This is a genomic window from Yeguia hominis (assembly GCF_014384705.1).
GTDB lineage: Bacteria > Bacillota > Clostridia > Oscillospirales > Acutalibacteraceae > Yeguia > Yeguia hominis.
In genome coordinates, this window is record NZ_JACRSN010000011.1 from 31,474 (window position 1) to 54,662 (window position 23,189).

19 protein-coding genes and 2 pseudogenes are annotated in these 23,189 nt (G+C 47.4%); 11 read left to right on the plus strand and 10 right to left on the minus strand.

What is annotated here, in order from left to right; translation table 11 throughout:
* Positions 1–6 precede the first annotated feature (6 nt).
* Entirely contained in the window at positions 7–1,257 is a 1,251-nt protein-coding gene (locus tag IAG03_RS08295; protein WP_249319647.1) for a 6-phosphofructokinase, read from the plus strand.
* A gap of 51 nt (positions 1,258–1,308) precedes the next feature.
* Here the strand turns inward: IAG03_RS08295 and IAG03_RS14545 are convergent, their stop codons facing one another.
* On the minus strand, positions 1,309–1,617 hold the full coding sequence (locus IAG03_RS14545; protein WP_249319648.1) for a helix-turn-helix domain-containing protein: 309 nt from the start codon (positions 1,615–1,617) through the stop codon (positions 1,309–1,311).
* A 200-nt stretch (positions 1,618–1,817) separates the two neighbouring features.
* Positions 1,818–2,192, minus strand: a pseudogene (locus tag IAG03_RS14550) (cupin domain-containing protein); the annotation flags it as partial.
* 81 nt (positions 2,193–2,273) lie between these two features.
* On the opposite strand from IAG03_RS14550, the gene IAG03_RS08310 reads away from it, so the two are divergent.
* Positions 2,274–3,326 carry a hypothetical protein gene (locus tag IAG03_RS08310; protein WP_249319650.1) on the plus strand — a complete coding sequence of 351 codons (1,053 nt, stop codon included), beginning with the start codon at positions 2,274–2,276 and terminating at the stop codon, positions 3,324–3,326.
* Between the two features lie 15 nt (positions 3,327–3,341).
* Entirely contained in the window at positions 3,342–3,938 is a 597-nt protein-coding gene (locus IAG03_RS08315; RefSeq protein WP_249319651.1) for a hypothetical protein, read from the plus strand.
* Positions 3,939–4,276: 338 nt separating this feature from the next.
* Here the strand turns inward: IAG03_RS08315 and IAG03_RS08320 are convergent, their stop codons facing one another.
* Positions 4,277–4,966 (minus strand): glycoside hydrolase family 25 protein, encoded by a 690-nt coding sequence (locus IAG03_RS08320; protein WP_249319652.1) that lies wholly within the window; start codon positions 4,964–4,966, stop codon positions 4,277–4,279.
* 251 nt (positions 4,967–5,217) lie between these two features.
* Between IAG03_RS08320 and IAG03_RS08325 the strand changes: the two are divergent.
* Both IAG03_RS08325 and IAG03_RS08330 read left to right on the plus strand, forming a co-directional pair.
* A pseudogene (locus tag IAG03_RS08325) lies at positions 5,218–6,000 on the plus strand (class I SAM-dependent methyltransferase).
* Positions 6,001–6,027: 27 nt separating this feature from the next.
* The gene (locus IAG03_RS08330; RefSeq protein ID WP_249319653.1) at positions 6,028–6,327 is read left to right on the plus strand and encodes an MGMT family protein; all 300 of its coding nucleotides are present in this window, start codon (positions 6,028–6,030) and stop codon (positions 6,325–6,327) included.
* Positions 6,328–6,513: 186 nt separating this feature from the next.
* Here IAG03_RS08330 and IAG03_RS08335 read toward each other — a convergent pair whose 3' ends face one another.
* Positions 6,514–7,227 carry a lysozyme inhibitor LprI family protein gene (locus tag IAG03_RS08335; protein WP_249319654.1) on the minus strand — a complete coding sequence of 238 codons (714 nt, stop codon included), beginning with the start codon at positions 7,225–7,227 and terminating at the stop codon, positions 6,514–6,516.
* Between the two features lie 103 nt (positions 7,228–7,330).
* A complete protein-coding gene (locus IAG03_RS08340) occupies positions 7,331–8,245 on the minus strand; it encodes a M14 family metallopeptidase (RefSeq protein WP_249319655.1) in 915 nt (304 codons plus the stop codon).
* A 172-nt stretch (positions 8,246–8,417) separates the two neighbouring features.
* On the opposite strand from IAG03_RS08340, the gene IAG03_RS08345 reads away from it, so the two are divergent.
* A complete protein-coding gene (locus IAG03_RS08345; RefSeq protein ID WP_249319656.1) occupies positions 8,418–8,963 on the plus strand; it encodes an NUDIX domain-containing protein in 546 nt (181 codons plus the stop codon).
* Between the two features lie 7 nt (positions 8,964–8,970).
* Here the strand turns inward: IAG03_RS08345 and IAG03_RS08350 are convergent, their stop codons facing one another.
* Complete coding sequence (locus IAG03_RS08350; RefSeq protein ID WP_249319657.1) at positions 8,971–10,257, minus strand: DUF1015 domain-containing protein; 1,287 nt, start codon at positions 10,255–10,257, stop codon at positions 8,971–8,973.
* A gap of 325 nt (positions 10,258–10,582) precedes the next feature.
* On the opposite strand from IAG03_RS08350, the gene IAG03_RS08355 reads away from it, so the two are divergent.
* From IAG03_RS08355 to IAG03_RS08370, 4 genes are read left to right on the plus strand one after another with little or no spacing between them, the layout of a single operon-like run.
* On the plus strand, positions 10,583–11,560 hold the full coding sequence (locus tag IAG03_RS08355) for an ABC transporter ATP-binding protein (protein WP_249319658.1): 978 nt from the start codon (positions 10,583–10,585) through the stop codon (positions 11,558–11,560).
* Entirely contained in the window at positions 11,560–12,264 is a 705-nt protein-coding gene (locus IAG03_RS08360; RefSeq protein ID WP_249319659.1) for an ABC transporter permease, read from the plus strand. The genes IAG03_RS08355 and IAG03_RS08360 overlap by 1 nt, the downstream gene beginning before the upstream one ends.
* Positions 12,265–12,277: 13 nt before the next feature.
* Positions 12,278–13,927, plus strand: coding sequence for a GldG family protein (locus IAG03_RS08365; RefSeq protein ID WP_249319660.1), 1,650 nt, complete (start codon positions 12,278–12,280; stop codon positions 13,925–13,927).
* A gap of 3 nt (positions 13,928–13,930) precedes the next feature.
* Positions 13,931–15,412, plus strand: coding sequence for a DUF4340 domain-containing protein (locus tag IAG03_RS08370; RefSeq protein WP_249319661.1), 1,482 nt, complete (start codon positions 13,931–13,933; stop codon positions 15,410–15,412).
* Between the two features lie 623 nt (positions 15,413–16,035).
* Here the strand turns inward: IAG03_RS08370 and IAG03_RS08375 are convergent.
* From IAG03_RS08375 to IAG03_RS08390, 4 genes are all read right to left on the minus strand, one after another.
* Entirely contained in the window at positions 16,036–17,337 is a 1,302-nt protein-coding gene (locus IAG03_RS08375; RefSeq protein ID WP_249319662.1) for a peptidoglycan-binding protein, read from the minus strand.
* Positions 17,338–17,397: 60 nt separating this feature from the next.
* The gene (locus tag IAG03_RS08380) at positions 17,398–18,753 is read right to left on the minus strand and encodes a YcxB family protein (protein WP_249319663.1); all 1,356 of its coding nucleotides are present in this window, start codon (positions 18,751–18,753) and stop codon (positions 17,398–17,400) included.
* Positions 18,754–18,958: 205 nt separating this feature from the next.
* Positions 18,959–19,738: a heparan-alpha-glucosaminide N-acetyltransferase gene (locus tag IAG03_RS08385; RefSeq protein WP_249319664.1), complete on the minus strand. Its 780-nt coding sequence runs from the start codon at positions 19,736–19,738 to the stop codon at positions 18,959–18,961.
* 46 nt (positions 19,739–19,784) lie between these two features.
* Positions 19,785–21,404, minus strand: coding sequence for a peptide ABC transporter substrate-binding protein (locus tag IAG03_RS08390; RefSeq protein WP_249319665.1), 1,620 nt, complete (start codon positions 21,402–21,404; stop codon positions 19,785–19,787).
* 570 nt (positions 21,405–21,974) lie between these two features.
* Between IAG03_RS08390 and IAG03_RS08395 the strand changes: the two genes are divergently transcribed.
* Complete coding sequence (locus IAG03_RS08395) at positions 21,975–23,180, plus strand: MFS transporter (RefSeq protein ID WP_249319666.1); 1,206 nt, start codon at positions 21,975–21,977, stop codon at positions 23,178–23,180.
* Positions 23,181–23,189 lie beyond the last annotated feature (9 nt).

Here is a 23,189-nt window from a genome sequence, read left to right on the forward strand (position 1 = left end):
ATTTCTATGGCAGAACAACTGAAAGGTGCATGCATCATCGGTCAGTCCGGCGGCCCGACTTCGGTCATCAACGCAAGTGCATACGGCGTCATCAAAACCGCTCTGGAAAACCCGAACATTACGAAAGTATACGGTGCGGCGCATGGTATCCGCGGAGTACTTGACGATGTTCTGTATGATATGGGTCAGGAAGATCCGGCAGAGCTGGAACTGCTCCTGCATACGCCGTCTTCTGCGCTGGGTTCTTGCCGCTATAAGCTCAAGGACAGCGAAGTGGATGATACCGACTACAAGCGCATTCTGGAAATCTTCAAAAAATATGATGTCCGTTATTTCTTCTATAACGGCGGCAACGACTCGATGGATACTTGCAATAAAATTTCCAAGTATATGCAGAAAGCCGGTTATGAGTGCCGTATCATGGGTGTGCCGAAGACGATCGACAATGACCTTTGGGGCACCGATCACTGCCCGGGATTTGCTTCTGCTGCAAAATTCATCGCGACAAGCTGCATGGAAATCTACCACGACGCGCGCGTTTATGATACCGGCATGATCTGCATCATCGAATGCATGGGACGTCATGCTGGATGGTTGACGGCTGCTGCTTCCATTGCAACGCATTTTGGACAGGGGCCGGATCTGGTTTACCTGCCGGAACGCGACTTCGATATGGACAAGTTCCTTGCAGATGTCAAGCGCGTTTATGACGCCAACAAGAAGTGCATCATTGCAGTTTCGGAAGGCATCCATGATAAAGACGGCAAGTTTATTGTCGAGTATGGCGCCGCAGATGCTGCAGTTGATTCCTTCGGCCACAAACAGCTTGGCGGCTTGGCTGCAACGCTCGCCAATATCATCAAAGGCAAATTTGACGCAAAAGTACGTGCAATCGAGCTTTCTCTGATGCAGCGCTGCGCTGCACATTGCGCATCTGAAACAGACGTACAGGAATCCTTCCGTTCCGGTAAGGCTGCCGTAGAGTGCGCAGTTTCGGGCATTACCGACAAGATGGTTGGTTTTGCACGCAGCAAGGATGAAAACGGCAACTATGTATGCGAAATCAAACTGATGGATCTTTCTGACGTTGCAAACACAGAAAAGAAAGTTCCGGATGAGATGATCAATGCAGATGGAAACGGCATCACGGATGCGTTCATCGACTATGCATTGCCGCTGATTCAGGGCGTTCCGCAGATGAAGTACGAGAACGGTATGCCGCGCTTTGCCCATCTGAAAAAAGTGGTTGCGAAATAAGCGAAACTTGCAGCAGACTACGAGCAACAGTTGAAAAACGAAAATCGTGCGTCAGAAACAGCTGCCGCACGATTTTTTTCTATATTGGCTGGGCGTAATACCGGTTTTTTCCTTAAATTGTTTTCCAAAGTGACTGAGCTGTGAAAAACCGACGCGGTCTGCGACCTGCGTAATCGGAAGATCGGTATTTTCCAGTAACGCTGCTGCTTTTGAAAGGCGGTATCCCGTAAGATACTGATAGGGTGTCGTTTGCAGCGCGGCTTTAAAACAGCGCAGACATTCTGATTTGCTGATATTTGCGCTGCGGGACAGTACTTCCAGGGAAACGGGTTCTCCGTAATGTGTTTCAATATATTGCAAAAAAGTTTCATTCTACCGGAAAGAATGGGATCTCCTTTTTCTGCCGAAAAGGAAATACTTTTGCGAAATGCAAGCCACAGGGTACAAAGAAGCGTCAAAACCTCGTAATAGTAAAATACGGATGAATCCGGAGTCAGTTCGGAAAGGCGCTTCAGTTGTTCCAGCGCTGGTTGATGTTTTGCGGTTTGCTGAGAAAGCAGAGAAACCGGCAGGGTTCTTTTTCCGGCAAGATCTTCTACCAGTGCATTTGTTGGGCTTCCCAAATAGAATTTTAAAAAATATTCCGGAAACAAAAAGCTTTTATATTGGCATGCCCCAATGCGCGTCACCAAATGAACCGTATTTCGGTTGAGAAAAAAGCCATCACCCTTTTGCGCCGAAAAGGTCGACTCCAATGTTTTGATCTGAACGGTGCCGTCCAGGACATAAATAGATTGCAGATCTTCGTGCCAGTGCATGACCCGAAAGTCCGGATTTCTCGGATCGCTGTGGTCGTTGGTGACATCGAGAACCAAATAAGGGAACTCGGACGCCTGATTTAAGTTTACAGAGTTGATGAAACTTTCTGAATCCATGATGCCTCCCCCAAGCTTGACGATTTTACGATAATAACAGAATGTTTTTGTAAGATAAAAGAAAAATAGGAGGAAAGAACAATGAAAAAACTTCTTTACTTTTTATCCACACTGTTTTTTCTTTTACTTCTTGTCGGTTGTAAAGAAAACAGCGCAGTCGAATATGATGAACTTATATTATCTGCCGACGGGTTAGTGAGTATACAAGTTTACGATTCAAACGATACACTTATCGCAAAAGCTTCGCCCCTTATAAGGCATGAAACGATTATTGTAAATCCTGACGGCTCTCCTCGCTATAACGAAAAACCAGAAGAGATTTTCTGTGAAACAAACAGCGGTATAGATATTACTTATGATTATGATGCCGAAAACATAACAACGGTATTTCCTGCAGGAAGAGAATATACGGTTGCTTTTTCGTCGGATGAATATGTTTTATTGAACGGAAAATTCACTCAGATGCCGCAAGGTATCACGCAGGAATTTTCCCGAATGAGTCTTTCGGAAGGATTTGTAAAAGAAGCTGATATTGATATAAACGGCAATGTCAAACTTTATACGGTAAACGGAATAAACCTTCGTGTTGCTTGGTTTTTTAAAGACGGAAAAGAGATGTATTTTGCAACGCCTTTTGTCTGTGCAGGTATTCTTGCCCTCCTGATTTTAGCATTTATAAAAATCACTAAAACTCTGCCTTTCTCAAAGGTTATGCGTATATTGCTGCCTTATTTTCTCTATGTGCTCGGTATTATTTCGGTGCAATCGCTTGTGTATCTGTTTGATGAAGCAAATGATGCTTTGATAAACTATCTGATCTATGTCTATCTGCTGGGTATAACAGTTGTTGCTCCTTTCGTATTTGCTATTCTTTGGGGAAGAAGTGTGGTAAAGAAGAACAATCTGTTTTCAGCTGAAAAAGGTTGGCTTCTTATGATCGTTATGCTCATTTATTACCTTGCCATCAGAGTTTTACCGCTGCGCTTTTCTATCGGAAGCTATTGGAGAGGATTTGAGAAGCTGTGGCCGGTGATTTTAGGATTTGGTATCGTTCTTTCTCTTGTGCTTTTCTGGAAAGAACAAGAGGATAAAAAAAGCCATTCGCAGCAGCATAGGAAATATAAGAAGCGTTAAAAAGGAGGCTGTGTTATGAGATGCAAAAGAATATTAATCATGATATTAGTTGTTATCACTTTAATGTGTATGACATCATGTCAGGAAAGCGAAAAGGTCGACAAACCTCATGTACCTATGCAAACAGTAACGATAAAAGGTACAGATGGTTATATCGACATAGAAGCCAAATTACCAAAAGGATGGATTCCCTATAGTACATCAGGATTTGTTTTTGAGATATATGACAGTAATTCAATTGACTTATCGGATTTTGATGTTTTGGATTCTGCTCTTGAAACTATACCGCATACTTTGTCTATCTATAATTATAATCCTGGAAACAGTGAAAATATCAAAGAAGAATATGAAAGTTACTTTAACGGTAAATTCCCTAAGAAGCCAGAAACAGTAGTGGAAGATGCCGAGTGGGAATACAGTTTCTTAAAAGGTAAATATGGAAGACTTTTATTGAGAAAAGGGAACTACACCTATAATGGCAAAGAATATATTGATATAATGTGTTACCGTGAAGATATTCCTTATGCGGTACACGGAACGATATCTATGGACGTAGAACTATCCTCTGGAGAACTCGTGCCTTATATTGCATCCACCTTAAAAACTACATGAAAAAATGAGGACTTTATAAACACGCACAATTAAATTTACTGAATTAGTAACGGAAATAAAAAGCACGGTTATTGTATAACCGTGCTTTTACTGTTAATTTTAACACCTTCAATCAACATTATGTTAAATATATATACGATAGAACAGACTTTCTGCCCAGTGTTAATATTCAGTAATATAACATTTTATATTGCAATTATTCTAGAAATCATATTTTACTCTACTCCTTATAGAAAAACGATTCGCATAGATCTATTTAATTTTATTTATAAACAAAAAGGTTAATCTCTTGTTATATAACAGGAGATTAACCTTAAAGCAATATAAATCTTTCTATATTAATACCTAGTATCAATTGCCCTATCCTCTAGCCAAACATAAAAATCACATTCAGATCCATTAAAAACATTCATATCAATATATTTCTCATCCCCATTATAACCTTTTAATCTTTCTCGGTTTGTATACTGCCAGAAAACCCACTTTCTGTTATCCAAAAGTTTTGGTCTTGTAATAACATTTCTGATCCAGATATCATATTCTTCGTAATCACCTGATAAATAAAGCTCATAGGATCTTTCCGTAGCATAAATTATCGGCTTTTGACCGTAATGATCTTCGAGTATTTTAAGCATTATATTAAGCTCTCTTTGGGCATCTTCCCGCTTCGGCGGATTTTTTTCTTTATCACCGTAGAACTCAAGGTCGATAACAGGCGGAAGCATACCTTTAAAAGGTTTTACTGTATCAATAAAGTTTTGAGCCTGCGTTTCCCCCAGGCTATCATAGCTAAAAAAATGATATGCGCCAACAGCAAGGTGCGTCTTTTGCGCATTTTCAAAATTATAAACAAATCGATTATCAACAAGCGAGCTTCCCTCGGTGGCTTTTATAAAAACGAATGATATGTTTTCTCTTGACAGCTCTTCCCAATTAATTTCTCCCTGATACGATGAAACATCGATTCCCTTAACAGGATATTTTTCGGAAGAAAACCCGTTTAATATGATCACACCATTCCAAACCAAAAAAAAGCACCCAAAAGGATTAACATAAACACTCCGAACCAATATATACCTTTTTTCATAAAACCTCACTCCAACCCATTTTGCTTGTTGCAAAGCTATTGATAAAAATATCTTTTTGCTTTATTATACAAAAAACATAAATCGTGATATTATGATAGCAGGAACTTTAAAAAACGTCAATGTGTTTCAACTGTACGGCCCTGATTCGCAGACGGCGGTATTTTGAAACGTAAAAGAAAGAGGGGACAAATATGCGATTTGAAAATGATGCGAAGATTCAGGAGTCATTTTCCAAGCAGGCGGAGAATTTCGAAAGTACAAAGATGAATTTTTTGCATCAACCGTATTTGGAGAAGGCTGTTTCGCGGATCGCGCCTTCGAAAACCGATACCGTATTGGAGGTTGCAGCGGGAACCTGTGCCTGCGGGCGAGCGATTTCCCCATTTGTACAAGCGGTAACCTGTCTGGATTTAACACCGCAAATGCTGAAAACCGGAAAAAAGGAAGCGGAAAAAGCGGGACTGTAAAATATCACCGATGTGATGGGGAATGCGGAAGCATTGCCGTTTCCGGATTGCAGTTTTGAAATTGTGCTCTCGCGCTTGGCGTTTCATCATTTTCCCAACCGTGGAAAGCCGTTTGCTGAAATAGTTCGGGTTTTAAAACCGGGCGGAAAACTGGTTATGATTGATATGGAAGCGGCAGAGGAACCTTTACGGGCGGTTGAGGATGAGCTGGAACAGATGCGGGCTCCCTCACATGTCCGAAACCTAAGCCTGGCGGAAATGCAGGAGATGTACGCGTATTATGGAATGACAATCCCCACTTGTGAGATGACAAAAATGCCGGTCGTGCTGCAGAATTGGCTGGACTTGACGCAAACGCCGTCCGATATCCAGAAAGAGATTACCCGCCGGTTGCAGGAAGAACTGCAAGGCGGGCAGAAGACCGGCTTTTACCCTTATTGCAAAGATGAGAAAATTGGATTTGATCATCGTTGGATTCTCCTGATCGGGATCAAAGCGGCACCGTGACGGGAAAGAAAGGAGCAGAGACAGCGGATGGATGAGGATTTGGCCTATGAAATTCTGGCTGTTGTGGAAGAAATCCCAGAGGGCAGAGTTGCAAGCTACGGACAGATTGCCAAGTTAATCGGGCGGGAGAAAAACGCACGGCTCGTAGGAAGGGTTTTGCGGAACGCAGCGTATTATGGGGAGTATCCCTGTCATCGCGTGGTGGCACAGGATGGCCGACTGGTACCGGGATGGCCGGAGCAGGCGCTTTTGTTGGAACGAGAAGGCATTAGATTTCGGGATGCATTCCATGTGGATATGAAGCGTTATCGCTGGGAAGAAGGATAAATCGTTATTCGCGCAAATGCGATCGTCCTCTCGGTCGTGTTTTCAACAAAAGAAGCAGAGGCTGGTGGAAAACAAAACCGCCTTGTCCATTTCTGCTACATACCAAAAAAGAAAAGAACGAGAAACAAAAAGGATACGCCAAAAGGCGTATCCTTTTTCATATGTTTATAGAGAGAACGCGATGAATCAGCCGTTTGCCTGGAACGCAAACGAGAACTCTGGATCATACTGATACAATTCCTCGTACAGGTACATGGCACGCGCCCGATAAAAATTCATGACCTGACTGGAACCGTTTAAAAGTGCCATGCTGCCGCCTTGCTCCTGTGCTGCGGCGGTGATTTCTGCAATTTTTCCGTCTTTTTCGGAAACCCAGCTTTCCTGATCGGCTTTGTAATCGGAATAGTGTTCTTCATCCGATGCAGCAAGGAGGTGCATATACGCATTATCAACTTCTTTGCTCCAAAGATCTGTGTATTCACCGCAGATGCGGACCATTTCAGAAATAGAAGTGGCGACGTCGATTTCTTCCGCGTAGGCGGCGTCAATGGCATTGGTCGAGAATTTTTCGTTGAACGCCGCATTCTCTGTGTCAGCGGGCGGAAGCAGGCTTTCGGATGAAGAGGAATCCTCCGGTTCCTCCGGAATAGAAGGATCCTCGTTGCTGGAATGCTCCGGCTCTGCAGGCTCCGAAACGACCTCGGAAGATTCCGGTTCTTGAGACGCAGCTTCCGAAGCGGGATCCCCAGAGACCTCCGAATAAGCCGAATCACTGGATGTTTCGGAGGAAGAAGTTCCGGAAGAAATCAGCTGACATCCGGAAAAAAGCAGACAAAACGTCAGCAGTACAATGCCGGTGTAAAACAATTTCAAGTTCCTGTTTGCATGATGAGCGATCACGATGCATCATCCTTTCCTTGATCCAAATGGAAAAAGCGTTTTCTTTACTTTACCATAATCGGCGCATTCATGCAACAGGGCAATTTTGAGAAAAAGGCGGGACTTATGATACAGAAGAGACTGGAATCGGTAATTCCAGCGCCGCGACCAGCATCGGCTCCAGACGCTGATAAAGCGCCGGCAGATCGGACGGCGGAAGCGGGTTCTTTCCAAGACCTGCCTCGATGGTGAAGCCCGGCCGCTGAAATGTTTGGATAAACCAGTCCTTAAATCCGCCCATAGAAGCGATCCCTTCCGGCTCGGAAATAGCGTATCCAGAAGTTTCTGAAAGAATTTTGGCCATTTTCCGCGCATAGGGCGGTGTCTGGTCTCCGTAGCGATAGTAAATTTCTTCCCCCTGTGTATGAAAAGCCAGCACATAAAGAAAAGGTTCTTTCCGGCAGAGCTGTGTAAGCGAAAAGGTTTCCGGTTCGCTTTCCGGTGCGTATCCGCCAAATCGGGTTGGCCCAGGCGCGCAGTACCCTTCTTGGATTTCCAACTTTCGTAAGATCGTCCAGCCTGCGCCAAAATTGTGGTTAAGATCCACGCCGCGGGCATTTGCCTGCCAGCAGGACAGGTTTCCATTTGCGTGTTCCCGTACAAAAGCAGCATATTCGCCGGCCCGATATGCCCCGAAAATGGAAATCTCCGCGCCGTCCGGATTGATGGAGGGCAAAAGGCAGAGATGCCGTTTCGCAAGCAGCTGCCGGACGGGGACGCCCTGCAGGGCGCCGTTAGTCTGAACTGCTTCTGCAAGCGCGCAGAAAAACCGCATGAGCAGGGCAGAGGTAATTCGTTCCATTCCGTGAAATGCACCGGCAAATAGAACCGCGTCCCTTCCGGAGCCGATCCCCAGACGATAGAGCGTCCGGCCGCATAAGCTGCTTCCAATCGAGTCAACCTGCAAAAACGGAAAGCGTTTTTGCAGGGTTAAAACGTCTTCACAGAGTTTTTGGTAGGTATATTCCGTATCTTCCATCTTATGTCCTCCGCAATCGCTTTGTTTGCTTTATCCTATGCGAAAAAAGGACAGGATATGAGCATCTTCTTCTTGGAAAAGTGTTGAGCGGCGGGCAGAAAACAGCTATAATAAAAGGTACGATCACAGGAGTTCCTGGTATCGTACCGTTTTGCTTTGGGAGGCGTTTTGCATGAAGCTGACAGAAAAGACGCTGCAAAAAAATTATCTTTATCGGGGAAAAATTTTAAATCTGCGCCGGGATGACGCGGAACTCGAAAACGGGCGTCAGGTAACGCGCGAGGTCGTCGAGCATCCGGGCGGTGTTTGTGTTGCAGCGCTCAACGAGAAAAACGAGATGGTTTTTGTACGCCAGTTCCGGTATCCGTATTCGAAGGTGGTTCTGGAGATTCCGGCCGGAAAACTGGAGCCGGGTGAGGATCCATTTGAGGCCGTCAAGCGCGAGCAGCTGGAGGAAACAGGAACTCGGGCTGAAGCGTATCAGTTCTTGGGTGAGATGTATCCTTCTCCGGGTTATACAGATGAAATTATCCGGATCTGGGCGTGCCGGATTTCCCAATATGGAGCGTTAAAGCTGGATGAAGGGGAGTTCTTGGAGACTGAGTACGTACCGCTGGAGACGGCGGTGGAGATGGTGCTCCGCAATGAAATTCCGGATGCCAAGACACAGGTGGCTATTTTAAAAACAAGCTGCCTCGTCAAAGCGGGGCAGCTTTAAGAAGTGTTTATTCAGCAGTTTCGTTCATTTGATTCATAACCAGTCCGGTGATCAGTTTTGGATAGAAATAGGTCGATTTCTGCGGCATCTTTCCACCGGCAGCGGCGACATCCCGAATTTCGCTGATCCGTGTCGGATTGAGGAAAAAGGCCGCCTGTGCGTTTCCGGATTGCACGGCCTGGATCGCCTCGTCGAACGAACGGGTGTAAGAGAGATTTTTCTGGTTTGCCATGTTTTCTTTGTCGATCCCGAACGCGCGCTCGAGGATAAGCGTATGCAGAACCGAAACGTCAAGTGTGCGTACTGCAGGGCATTCTTCTGAGAGCACCTGATCCATGATGGATAGGTCGCGCAGGACAAGAAGCGTCCAGGAGTCTCCGCCGCAGTAGAAAGCAAAGGCTTTTTTGCCTTGCCGGAAGAGTGCGTCGAGCGAGGCGGAAAGTTCAGAAAGCCGCGGCATTTCATGAACTTCAAAGTGTTCCCGGCAGCTGCTCAGAAGCGCCTCTTTGTCAAAGTTCGGCAGGTTGTGGATCAGCCTGTGCGTCGGAAAGACAACCAGTCCGTCGTGTTGCATATCCACGAGCATCATCATGACATAATCACAGTCTCCGGTTTCCTGGTAGAGGCCGTTTTCATGGCAGTAATTCCGGAAATTCAGGGCTGTTTCATAGCGGTGATGACCGTCTGCGATATAAAGCTTTCGGTCTTTAAAATCCTCACAGATTGCTGCAATTGCCACAGGATCGTTGACAATCCAAAGCCGGTGAAGAACCTCTCCGTCATCCATTTCCACGTTGGGTGTGCCCTGTGAGAGGCGTTCGATCCGCGAGAGTGTCGTGTGTTCATCATCCATATAAAGCGAATAAATTTGACTGAAATTGCAGCCGGTTGCCTTCATCAGTTCAAAGCGGTCGGCCTTTGCCTTGCTAAGTGTATTTTCGTGCGGCAGCACGACGCCCTTTGAGAAGTCTTCTGCTTTCACGCGGCAGATGAAGCCTTTAAAGCTTTTTTTCTGTCCGTATGCGGTAAAAGTTTCCTCATAGATGTACAAAGCAGGCGCGGTGTCCTGTTTGAGAATGCCGGATTCTTCCCACTTTTTTAGGGTTTCCCCGGCTTCCTCATAAGGGTGCTCTCCGACCGGAAGTTCCAGCCGGACAATGTTATAGGGATTGGTCTCCAAATACTGCCGGCGCTGCTCCGGGCTGATGATGTCATAGGGCGGACAGGTCAACTTTTCAATCGGCCCTGCCTGTTCCGTGAACCGCAGTGCGCGGAAGGGCTTGATTTCTGCCAAAATGATCACTCCGTTCGACGTAAGGTTGCCGGCAAGATGGAAAATGCCGGGATTACGGTTTCTATTGTAAACAGGAATCCGGATTCCGTCAAGAAGGCATCTGGAAAGGGAAAACTTTTGAAGACCTTCACGTGGTATTCACAAAAGGGCGATATACTATGAAAAAGAGAGTTGAATTTTGCCCGTTTTATGCATTTTAGGAAAAGAAAACGGATGGTTTCTGCCCTTTTTATAGCAAAATACTTGCATTGAACCCTTAAATGCGCTACAATTTGAATGTTTCGGTGCATTTAAAAATAAAAAATAAGACATAGGAGGGATCGAGATGATAGAGGTTAAAAACCTCACAAAGCGCTATGGTTCCAATATCGCTTTGGATAATATCAGCTTCTCGGTAGAGGAAGGAAACATTCTCGGCTTTTTGGGACCAAACGGCGCGGGAAAAACGACCACAATGAATATTATTACGGGGTATTTGTCTGCCAGCGAAGGCGTTGTCACTGTTGGCGGATACAATACGTTGGATAATCCGAATGAGGTCAAAAAGTTGATCGGATATCTGCCGGAACTGCCGCCGCTGTACATGGATATGACGGTCAAAGAGTACCTGAGCTTCATGTATGATCTCAAGAAGACGACGCTTCCGAAGGATAAGCACCTGGATGAAATTTGCCGGTTGACCAAAATCGATAACGTGTACAATCGTCTGATTGCAAACCTGTCGAAGGGCTATAAACAGCGTGTCGGCATTGCACAGGCGCTGATTGGAAATCCGCCGGTGCTGATTCTGGACGAACCGACGGTTGGTTTGGATCCGAAACAGATTATTGAAATCCGCAACCTGATCAAAAGTCTCGGACGGAACCACACAGTCATTCTCAGCTCGCATATTCTTCCGGAAGTACAGGCAGTCTGCGAACGAGTCATCGTCATCAACCGCGGAAAGCTGGTTGCGGACGGGAACACCGATACGCTGGCACATAACCTTTCCACGGATTTCCGCTTGATCGCGCGGATCGACGGACCGGAAAAAGAAGTGGAGCACGCATTGATCGCAATGGAGAACGTCAAAGAGGTTCTCTGCTATGGTGAAAAAGAAAAAGGTGTCTTCGAGTTCTCCATTGAAACGGACGAAGACCATGATGTCCGCAGAAATCTGTTTGCGCTTTTGGCGCGGAAGGGCTGGCCGCTGCTGAGTCTGCGGAACACAGACCTGACGCTGGAAGAGGTGTTCCTGCGCCTGACAAGCGGTGATGCGGAATCCTATATCGGCAGCAAAAAAGAGAAAGGCGGGAAAGAATAATGCTGGCTATTGCAAAACGTGACTTAAAATCCTATTTTTCTTCCCCCATCGGCTATGTCTGTGTAGCGCTGATTTTGGCGTTTTTCGGATATTTTTACTTCCAGGTGCTGATGTCCGGCTCGACTTCGTACATTTCTTCTGTGTACGGCGTGATGTTCACCTGGTGCATGATGGTAATCCCGATCATCACCATGCGCAGCATGAGTGAAGACCGCAAAAACAAGACGGATCAGGCGCTTTTGACGGCGCCGGTCAGCGTAACCGCGATTGTGATGGGCAAATTTCTGGCTTCCTTCGCAGTTTATGCAATCATCATGATCGGCAGCCTGATTCCCTGCATCATAATGACCTTCATTGCCGATCCGAACTGGGGCATTATTTTTGGAAACTTCCTTGCTTCGTTGCTTTACGGCGCGGCGATGATTGCAATCGGCGTGTTTATTTCCAGCCTGACGGTCAGTCAGATCATTGCGGCAATCGGTACATTTGCAGTGGCGATTTTTCTAATGATCATTGATTCGCTCGGCGGTGCGACCGGCAGTGCGTTCCTCTCCAAGGTCGTGACCTGGATCTCCTTTAATACCCGGTACTCCCTGTTCACGCAAGGCCTGTTCAGCATTTCCAATGCAGTGTTCTTTTTGAGTGTGGCGGCGATCTTTATTTTCCTTACGGCCCGCAAACTCGAAAGCAGAAGATGGAGTTAAGGGAGGATAAAACATGTCTGAGAAGAATAAAAATCTGATTCCCAGTGAGGAAGAGATTCCGGCTGCCGCGGCAGAAACGCCGGAGACGGATGCAGCGCAGACAGCTGCTGCAGAAGAGCCGCAGGAATCCAAAACAGAGAAAAAAGCAGAAAAGAGCAAAAAACATACCGGGAATTTCTTTAAGAGCACGCGGTTTAAACGCGGCGGGCTGGCAACAGCGGCCAGCATCGGCTTTATTGTGATTGTGGTTCTGCTCAATGTTGTGTTTTCGATTTTGGAAACACGGTTCCCCTCCATGCAGATCGACATGACTACGAATAAGATTTTCTCGCTTTCAGACGACGCTTTGGAAGCTGCAGAAAAAGTAGATATTCCAACCACGATTTACATTTTGGCGGGCGAAGAAGCTGCGAAAAATGATACGTTGCTTTCCAGCTATGGTCTGCAGTACAGCCAGGTTTCGGTGCTTGCAGAAAAAATGCAGGAAGCAAACTCCAATATTACCGTTAAATATGTGGATCTGGATTTGAATCCGACCTTTGCATCGGATTCCAAGTACGCAAACTATACGCTGACGACCGGTTCCGTGTTGGTCGAAAATGAGCGTAGAATCCGGGTGCTGGGCATTACGGACCTCTATTCCTACACGCAGGATCAGACAACCGGCGCGGCGACGTACTATATGCAGGTCGACAGCGCACTGGCATCGGCGCTCATGCAGGTAACGGCAGAAAATGTCCCGGTCGTTTCGATTGCAGCCGGAAGCCATTCTGAAATGCTTGCAAACGGTCTGTCCTCGTTCAAGACGCTGATGGAGAACAATCAGTTCGAAATTAAAACCTTTGATCCGATGACAGAGGAAGTTCCGGAAGATACGCAGATTGTGATGCTCCCGACGCCGAGCACCGATTATACGGCGGAAGAGCTTGCAAAGCTGGATGCCTTCCTAGACGATAACACCGAGGGCAACCGGTCTCTCTGGGTGACCTTCCATCCTTCCCAGATTGATCTGCCGAACCTTTCCGCATTCCTTGAGGAGTGGGGCTTAGAGGTTCCGACAGAAGTCATCCGCGAGAGTGACAAAAACAATATGATCGCGGCAGATTCGACGTTCTTTATTTCGTCGCTGACCGATGAAGTGGATCTGGGTGGCGAGGATAGCTACAAATATTTTGTCACGCCGCAGAGCCGTCCGGTCAATACGATTTTCAAATCGAACAACAGCGTCGTCACCTATGCGCTGGCCACTTCTTCCGATACCTCTTATATTCAGGACGCTACCAGCGAAGAGGATATTTCGGAAACTGCAACCAAGCAGTCTTATAATACGGCTGCGCTTGCAACCAAGCAGGTAAAGGTCAACGGCGAATATTATCACAAGAGCGTTGTGGCATTCGGTAGCTCGATGATGATGTTGGATTCGTATCTCTCCAGCAATACGTTCGGCAACGCAGTATATCTTGTGGATCTTGCGCGGTACACCACGGGAACAACGGACAGCAGCATTGGCGTCTATACGAACAAGGTGGAAACCACCACGCTGGATGTCACGGTTCCGACCTCTACGCGGCTGTTCCTGGGAATCGGCGTCTTTACCCTGCTGATCCCGATCGCGATTTTGGTTGCGGGTGTTGTCGTGTTTCTGAAGAGGAGGCACCTGTAAGGCATGAAGAAGTCCATAAAATATCTTTTGATTATTTTAGCAGTCGTTCTGGTGCTCGGAGCAGCGGTGTTGGTTCTGGTTCTGACAGACCCGAACCGTGGCGCAGCAGAGGAGGAATCCTCCAACGCATCGGCCGATACCATCAGTTTGGTCTCCAAGGAAGCGGCGGATGTTGCCTCTATGGAAATTTCATTCCGAGATGACGCGGACGGTTCCTACACGCTGTTGCCGCAGGAAGCATCGGATGGCGACGAACCGGTCTTTACCATCAAGGGTTTGGAAACTATTTCGCTGAAAACAAGCGCACTGAAATCCGTTGCGTCTTTTGGGCATTCCCTGACTGCGACCAAAGATCTCGGCGCATTAGAAAACAAAGCGGAATATGGCCTTGACAATCCGCAGATTTCCGTAAAAGTGACCTTTACGGACGGAAGCACGTTTGCCTATGATGTTGGCGACGAAACGCCGAACGGCGGATACTATATCAAAACAGCAGATTCGGACAATCTTTATGTCTCGACGCTGGGGACAAACCTTCTAAAGAAAAAGCTGGAGCTGGTTGATACGACGATCCTTTCGATCACGGCGCCGCAAACGGAGGAAGAAGCAGCAGCTGGTACAGCGGCAACCAATGTCTTCAATACGCTGAAATTCAGCGGTGCAAATTTTGCAGAACCGATTGAAATCGTCAACGAGCCGGATTCCACAATAATGAGCACATATCTCATCAAAAAGCCGAGAGAGCTCGGCTGTAATGATGAAAACGTCGGAAAAATCACTACGTCTCTGGAATCGCTCTCTGCGAGTTCTGTTGCGGCGGTTTATCCGGATGAAGCGGTTCTGAAGGAATACGGCTTTGAGAATCCGGTTTGCGTGTTGGAATTTACGGCCAACGATACGGAACATCACACGTTGCGGACTGGAAACCGTACCGATGCAGGCACATACGTAATGGTCGACGATGTACAAGTCGTTTATGTTGTGGACAATGCGACGGCCTCCGGCTGGGCAGATGTCACGCTCCATAATTTGCGGAGCGTGTTCCTGCTACTTCCGTATATTGACAATGTGGAAAAGGTCGAAATCAAAACCGCGGATGTATCGCATACGTTTACGCTGAGCCGGACGTTGGACGAGGAAAAATCCACAGAAGACGATCCCAGCTACATTTTGACGGTAAAAGGAACGGCTGGTCAGGATTTGACGATTGATACATTCCGGAAATTCTATCAGGTTGCGATCGGCGTACAGCTTTTTGATGCGACAGAAGAAGAGCCGGAAGGCAAACCGTATCTGACGCTGACTTACCGTTACTATGACAGCGGCGAAGCGGATGTGGTGGAATTCTATGAGAGCAAAGAATCTGACCGTACCTATCTGGCGGTTGTAAACGGCGCGGTAGACGGTGTCGTCAAAAAGACTACTCTGGAATCGCTCCTCAGCAACGCAAAGGATATGGAAAACGATGTCAACGTCGGCGCGTAACGACCGGCCCTAAAATCAAAACTTGCAGTAAAAAATGCACTTTCTGCCGAAAAGCAGGAGGTGCATTTTTATGGCCTGTTTTGGCCTATGTAGGGAAGGGAGATGTTTTGGTGCGGAAACTGTAAACCCATAGACGGACAGATTCCATCAAAAAAGCTGCACAGTCTCCATAACAGCTTGATGGAGAATATCCTGATTTCGCGGACTCTTTTGAAATCCAAGAAATAAAATGCGGCAATACAAAAAATCGGCATTTGGATTTGCTGAAAGGGACGTTTAGCGGTCTTTTGCTGCATAGCGTCCTTCTTTTGAGAAAACTAACTTACAGCGCCTCGTTTTATGGTTGCCATACAAAGGCCCAGAAGAGTATTTCCCGAAGACTTTATATAATAAGGACCGGCCAAGGCGTCGTTTGGTGCAATACGGGTGCAAAAGAGGGCTGCGCTGCTGCGAAAAAAATGAGATGAAAAGAGCAAGGCCAGCCAAAAAAAGTTTTCTAAAATTGGAAAGTACGACCAACAGAAATCCAGCTGTTCAAAAGGGCAATCCGCAAAAATGTTTCCGCATATCAAAAAGGCATCCGTATACGAAACGGATGCCTTTTGGGTTTTTATAGAAGACTTTTAAGCCTCGTTACTGCCGGTTTGATCAGCAGGAATAGCACTGGAAGAATACAGCGTTTTGATCGTTTCGGCGTTTGCAACACCGGTGGCAAGCAGACCGTTGTACAGCTGGAAGTTCATCAGGGCCTGTTCCGTGCCCTCGCCGAACTCTCCGGTGGGCTCTAATACAAAATAACCAAGTTCAGCAAGGCGCTTTTGCAGTTTCAGAACATCATCGCCTTTAGCCCCTACTTTTAAATCCGAATCGGAAGATCCGGAAGTCGTACTGGCGTCCGAGGAACTGCTGGAGGACGGCTCACTGGAGGAATCCGGATCGCTGGAGTTGGAGCTGGGCTCTATGGCAGAGGAATCGCCGTTTTCACCATCTCCGGAGGAAGGCGCAGAAGAGGCAGGGTCGGAGGCTGCATTGTCCAAAAGCTCCGGATAAAGAACACCGGACATAAAGTTGACAGCCTGCAGCACCGTTCTGCCTTGCCGAATCATATAAGTGGGATCCATTTCGTAGACCAGGCCGTTTTCTACAGCGCTCAAACCGGACAATTCTTCAGAAGCCAAAATTTGCTCCTTTAAACCGGTTGGGCAAAAGATATAATTCGGATTGGAAAGTTTTAGCGCAGCCAAGGTGGTATCGCCCTGTTCGGTGTTCTCAAAGGCGTTTGTGGCGCCGGTTGCCGAAATTAGTGCCCCGGCAAGCGTGTTGCCCGTTGCGGCGGTTCCGTCCATATCGTAGAGATAACAGGCTGTAATCACGATGTTGGAGGAGGGCGCCATTCGGGTGATGTCGTCAATTGCCAGGAAGATATCCTGTGCGCGCTTGACCGCGAAGGCCGCGCCGTCAATTTTTCCGTTCAGCAAAGAACCGACATCGGAGTATTCCCGTTCAAAATCGCTTCGGCCGGTTGCAGGCGGAACCACTGCGACCGGAATGCCTTGCAGGGCAAGTTCTTCTGCATTTTCCGGTTCTGTATCGACCAGCACCAGATCCGGCTCCAGATCCTTTAATGTCTTAAGGTCAGAAAGGGATACCTCCGGAAGAATCGAAAGCTCACTTTGCGTGCATTCGGGGCTTTTGCCTTTTAAGGAAGCTTCATATCCCAGCGCCAAAATGATATCGGCAAGATTTTCAGAAAGAACAACAACACGTTCCGGTTTTTCGCTGAGCGTCAAGTCCCCGATCGTTACCGGATAATTCGTGGTTTCGTCCTCGCTGGATGGCTTTTCTTTCGATTTGCAGCCGGAAAAAAGCGCAGCAAGCAAAGCAAGGCAAAGCAGAATGGCAGCGAGACGTTTCGCTGTATGCACAGTCATCATCTCCTTTGTGATACGGGCCCTGCCGGATTACCCGACAGGAGAAAATTTGGTTCAGAACGTACGGCGTTTGAAATTTTTTCCAAGCTTTTCTTTCAGGAAGGCGCGGAAGGCTTTGGCATCCCCGACCTTGAAGTTGTCTTTCGCGACGAAATACGCGTTTTCGCGTCCAAAATACAGATAAAAGTACTTTTTTGTTTCATAGGCGGTTGTAATCTGGAAATACGGGAAAACACCGCTTGCCTGCAATCCGGAAAGTCGGAAATCTTCATCCCGGAAAGAAAACACCGCAATCCGGTTCGGCATCTTTTTATACGTCCGGAACAGCGATTTGTAGATCGTTCCCGGTATCGTAAAGATATGCACGATCAGGTAAATTCCAGCAGCAGCGAAGAGCAGACGGAAAATAATGCTGTCGCCCATCGTGGAGGTAATCGCGAGCCAAATTGCGGCAAGTCCGCAGAGTGCAAAAACCGGAATCGTAAGCGGGTTTTTCCAGTAGGAGTGGAAGTAGCTGAATGTGTGCAGCGCCTGATCCGAGTGAATGGTGGAATTCCGGAAGCGTTCTTCCGGTTCCGGGGCATCCGGATTCTCTTCTGCTTCCTTTTTCTTTTGAATCCGATACTCAGAAAGGCGTGCGGCCAGATCAGCCCGTTTCTTTTTTTGCTGTTTCCGGCGGATTGCAAATCCGACAATCAGCGCAATTATAGCCAGAATGAGCATAATCAGCGGCAAAAGGGCAAGGAAGATCTGCTTCGGGGTATAATCAACCGGTGTATTATCGAGAATCTGTGTAAATTCTGCGCTGTTGACAATCTCGCGCAAAATCGCTTCTTCGTCTTCTCCGAGCTTTTTGCCGGCGGAATACATGTCGAAACTGTAGGAGGATCCGTTGATTACTGTGACGTAGCAGACCTCGCTCAAATAGTCGCTGTCAGAATCCAGCAGAAATTCCACGCGGACAAATGGGTAAGCGGCGTCATTGTAACGCTCTGCGGTTGCAGTCAGATTTTCGTTTTCGTCCTGCGCAGAGATCATGTCGTCCATAAAGGTGCGGAAGGTCTCTTCATCCGCACCGACAAAGGAAAAGATTTCTTTTGTATAAGAAGATGTTTTGGTAGAAATCAGGATATTTTCCTTTCCGCCTGCGGTTGCCAGATGAACAAGCGTGCCCATCTCCTTGTATTCCTTTAATTTCGAGGTGGGATCTGTAACACCGATCAGCATCCAGCTTTCATCGAAAATGCTGGTTTCCGGCGTAAACGCATAGAAGTTGTCCGGAATTTCAATGTTCAGGTGTGCGTTTTCAATTTCATAGGACTTTGTTGCGGCGGACACCGGAACGACACAGGCAACCACCAGGAATACGGCAAAACAGATTGCCAGCAGCTTTTTGACTTTGGGGAGCATCAGGGCTCGACCTCCTTTATTTGTTTCCCATCGTGCGGCGAAGCCCCTGCTGTTTTGATGCTTTTGGATCGGAATCGCAAAGCCAAAATCCATGTGGCTGCAAAACGATGGATTGGAATCGCCTTATCTTTTTATTTTACATCGAAATCGCGAGCATTTCTATAAAATTTTATGAATTCTCCGGATTTTTTGCGAAAAATCCGGCTTATTTTTTAAAAATGAGCGAGAGTAACTCTGCAATGCCGTAAATAATCGGTTGATGCACGACATAAATGATCAGTGCGTGGCGTCCGAGCCAGGAGAAAAAAGGAACCCGGCTTTGGTACGTAAACTTCGGAAATTGTCCGGCAGCGGCAAATCGGCCGAGAAACGTTCCAAACAGGAACACAAACAGCCAGGGAAACAAGGGGAAATAGTCCGCAGAAACAAATGTCGGCGAATAAATGCCAAAAGGACAGAGCCAGTCGGTCTGATAGAGTGAAGCGGGCAAATGAACTGCAAAAGCGAAAATGCCCTTTTGAATCGACATGGTCATGAGATAGAGGAGAACACAGCCGATGAGTCCCCATATGGTCGGGATGCGGTCAAACAACGGCTTTAACAGGCTAAAAAGAATCATACTGGCAGCAAAGAAATGAATGACGCCGAAAATAATGATAGAATCCGGCGCAATCCAGGCAGTCACCAGCGTAATGGCCACCGCGATCGGGACCAGTTTTATGCCGCGCTTAAGATTGGAGCGGGAAAGCTGAGAGCAGATTCCGGAAATAAAAATAAATGCCCCGCCGAAAAACGGTTCCAACGGACGGAAAAACCGCAGCAGCGTCATGGCGATCGGAACCTCGAACAAGAATGCAAGCGTGTAAAAGGCATGATAAAATACCATACAAAAGACGGCAAATCCGCGGATTTCGTCCATCAGCCAGATTCTGGGGCGCGATGCAGAAGGCGTTGGAGCGGACGGTAACGATGCACGATCAGACAAAAGAGTTCCCCCTTTTCAAAATTTTCATGATGATCTGTGTGCTCACTTATTTTATCACTGCGTGAATAAAGTCAATTCCCGTACCGTAAGGATGGATGGAAATCCCCTGTACGCCAGGTGCCGCAGCATAAACTGCATTGTCATAGCAGACGGGATAAAAAATGCCTTCTGTATTCAGATACGTCTCGGCGGATTTGCAGGCAGAAAGCAAATTGCTTTCTGTATAGAACGAACGGACCAATGCATCATAGGCAGAATCCTTCAGATGTGCGGGATTTCCGCTGTAAGCGGAGGAAAACTGTTCAAGAAGGCTCATGGGCGTGCTTCCATTTGGCGCAAGCGCATAAAAAGCGATCTGATACTCGCCGAAGAAAACCCGATTTTCCAGTTCGTCTGCGGAGACTGGCGTCATATTAAAATAATTTCCCATGGTGCGGTTCCAGGAAACAATCAGCTCATTTACAAGTGCGGTGATCTCCGGGCGGTCTTCGCAAAGAACCGAGACAGAAGGCATGGTTTCATAATCGAGCGACTGCAGAACGGTATTTGCGCTGGCAGCGGCCTCTAGGTCTTCCGGCAAAAGGAAGCCGGAACCGGCGGCTTCTCGATAATTGGATCCGGAAAGGGTCATTTCCGGGGAAATAATATCGTCAGCAGCCGTCATTCCATCCGGAATTTTAGAGAGGAGTGTCTCCCGATCCAGCGTTTGCAAAAACGCTTTTCGGATTTCCGGGTGCTTCATCAGGTCATCCGCGGTGTTCAGACACAATCCATAGGTCGAAGTATTCATTCGGGTAAGCACCATGCCCGCCGATTCTGCCTGTGCGGCTGCTGCGGCCGGAATGGTCAGAAGCTGCACGGTTCCGGAGCTGAGCGCATTGATCGGGTCGGAAAGATCAACGGCATCCTCACCGACGTAAAAATAGAGACTTGCAGGGAGAACTTCCGTTTCGCCGTGATAGACAGCGGAACGCGTGAGCGAAAGATGATCATTATGTTCCCAAGCATAATAGCCGGAAAACGCAAAGGGGCCGTTTCCCAAGACATATTTGCGCTCCAGACCGTAACGGCCGTTTGTTTCATTAAAAAACCGTTCTTTGCAGGGCATAAATGCGGCAGAGGCGGTCAGGGTAGGAAAGTCTGGGAGAGAATATTCCAGCTCAACCGTAAGCGTATGCGTGTCAGAGGCGGATACTCCCAACGCGTCAACCGGCATTGCACCGGAATAAATCTGCTGTGCATTTTTGATACAGAAAAATTGGGAAGCGTTTGGCGATTTGGTATCGGGATTTACAGCACGCCGAAAAGCAAAGACAAAATCCTCAGCCGTAACAGGTTCGGCAGGATCATCCGAAGAAATGTCGGACCAACAGGCATCCTCGCGAAGCGAAAAGATAAAAACGGTGGAATCGCGATTGGCGCTCCAGCTTGCCGCGACGCCGGGGTAGGGATCGCCGTTTTCATCCAGGCGGACAAGTCCCTCAAAAAGAGCCGTAATGACCGTCAGGCTTGCAGCGTCGGAAGCAACCTGCGGATCCAGGGTCTGTGGTTCCGAAGAAAGCGCGTAAAAAAACTCCTTGTCGGCGCCTTCCGGGCGTTTTTCCCCACAGGCACAAAAGGAAAGTAGAAGGCAAACGCATAAAATAGAGATTATCGCTTTTTTCAAAAGAACACCCCCTGTTGATACCGTTATTTTACCACATGCCCCTGTGGGTTGCAATTATGTCAACAAAAAAGAATCGGAAAGTTTTGTAGTTGTTTCGAAGTCGAAAGTGAAAATGTTATTCCTCGCCAAATGAAACGGATAGAGAGGATCGAAAAAAGGAAGCCGAAATGCAGATAGCGATCCATAATCAATTAAAAGAGGATCCCTCGAAATTGGTTGCGTCACTTAGCGTAACAGACGAAAATCCGTGTGCCGGATTTATGACGCTTGGACCGAAGGGCGTCTTTCCCTTTCTTGTACCGTTCCATCAAAAAACGAAAGGATTGCATTGCAGAATGATTGTGAAGCGCGGACTTTCATGCTATAATCTATAATAACAAAATAAAAAGTTCTTAGACTCCGCCTGTTGATGGGTTCTTTTTCGATTTTGCATGAATTTTTGTATAAATTTGATTACATAATGCATGGAAAAGGCGTGGAAAGCCGTTTATACTGAAAAAAGTTCCGATTTTTGTAGAATGAAACGATGGCCGCAGAGAGATGACTTCTGTGACCAAGGAGATGGAAATTTTGAAAAAAAGCGTGCCGCGTCAAAGACGGGCTCTGGTTTTGGCTGCTGTTTTGTTTTGGCTGGGAAACTACTTCTTTGTGCCGACTTTTCCGACATATTGCCGGTCGGCGGGGGCTTCGGTTGCGGCAGTTGGCGTGATCGCGAGCGCATATGGCCTGGCGCAGCTTTTGGTACGCATTCCGCTGGGAATGGTCAGCGACCGGATCGGCCGACAAAAGGTGTTTATTCTGACGTTGGGATTCGGATGCCTTGGAATTGCGGCGGCCGCAATGGCACTGTATCCGACACCGGGCGTCTTGTTTGCAGGCAGGCTTCTGAGTGGAATTTCCGCCAGCGCCTGGGTGAGCTTTACGATTTTGTATGCAGGGTATTACGATGCAGAGCAGGGGCAAAAGGCCATTGCGATCATGACGCTGACAAGCGTCATAGGACCCCTGATTGCCAATTTTACAGGCGGCGCGGTGTCAGAAACATTGGGGCCGTCGGTACCGTTTTGGATGGCGCTCGGAATTTCACTTATCGGCGGACTTGTGATGTTCTGGATTCCAGAACAAAAATCGACGGCAGGAAAGGCTGTCACGGTACGGGAATTGCTTTCCGTTGGCAAAGACCGAACCGTTTTGACGGTTTCTCTGATTGCGGCGCTACTGCAGTTTGCGGCGTTCGGCGCGGGGACGACATTCGCTCCGTTGCTGGCAGAGCAAAAGCTGGGTGCCAGTGATACAGAATTGGGAATTTTAGCGGCTATCATGGCGGCTTCCGGAATTCCGGCGACGTTGCTCGCCGGGACTGCGGCAATCCGGCGCCGGAACACAAGAGGCGTGATGCTCATATGCTTGCTGATCAATGCAGCATCCTGTGCGGCCTTTCCGTTTGTACAGACACTGTGGGGCGTATACCTCGTTCAGTTCCTCTCTGGATTTGCCCGGAATCTGGTGTTCCCAATTTGCATGAATCTTTCGATTGCCGGGGTGGAAGACACCAGGAAAGGCAGCGCGATGGGATTTTTTCAGGCGCTTTACAGCCTTGGCATCTTTCTGGGACCGCTCGCAATCGGAAATCCGGGCAGTTCAGATAACGCTTTAACCGGCGGTTTTTTGCTTTCGGCAGGAATCGTTTTTGTCGGAGCAGCGCTGGTGTTTTTGCTGCCGCGGAATCCATCTGCAGGACAGCAGCAGACAGAATCAAATGGTGTAGGATCTTGATCTTGGAGG

What these genes read in the sequence shown, in the direction of transcription:
- IAG03_RS08295 (WP_249319647.1), top strand. Translation starts at nt 7, where the DNA reads ATGGCAGAACAACTGAAAGGTGCATGCATCATCGGTCAGTCCGGCGGC.
- IAG03_RS08310 (WP_249319650.1), top strand. Translation starts at nt 2,274, where the DNA reads ATGAAAAAACTTCTTTACTTTTTATCCACACTGTTTTTTCTTTTACTT.
- IAG03_RS08315 (WP_249319651.1), top strand. Translation starts at nt 3,342, where the DNA reads ATGAGATGCAAAAGAATATTAATCATGATATTAGTTGTTATCACTTTA.
- IAG03_RS08330 (WP_249319653.1), top strand. Translation starts at nt 6,028, where the DNA reads ATGGATGAGGATTTGGCCTATGAAATTCTGGCTGTTGTGGAAGAAATC.
- IAG03_RS08340 (WP_249319655.1), bottom strand. Translation starts at nt 8,245, where the DNA reads ATGGAAGATACGGAATATACCTACCAAAAACTCTGTGAAGACGTTTTA.
- IAG03_RS08345 (WP_249319656.1), top strand. Translation starts at nt 8,418, where the DNA reads ATGAAGCTGACAGAAAAGACGCTGCAAAAAAATTATCTTTATCGGGGA.
- IAG03_RS08355 (WP_249319658.1), top strand. Translation starts at nt 10,583, where the DNA reads ATGATAGAGGTTAAAAACCTCACAAAGCGCTATGGTTCCAATATCGCT.
- IAG03_RS08360 (WP_249319659.1), top strand. Translation starts at nt 11,560, where the DNA reads ATGCTGGCTATTGCAAAACGTGACTTAAAATCCTATTTTTCTTCCCCC.
- IAG03_RS08365 (WP_249319660.1), top strand. Translation starts at nt 12,278, where the DNA reads ATGTCTGAGAAGAATAAAAATCTGATTCCCAGTGAGGAAGAGATTCCG.
- IAG03_RS08370 (WP_249319661.1), top strand. Translation starts at nt 13,931, where the DNA reads ATGAAGAAGTCCATAAAATATCTTTTGATTATTTTAGCAGTCGTTCTG.
- IAG03_RS08380 (WP_249319663.1), bottom strand. Translation starts at nt 18,753, where the DNA reads ATGCTCCCCAAAGTCAAAAAGCTGCTGGCAATCTGTTTTGCCGTATTC.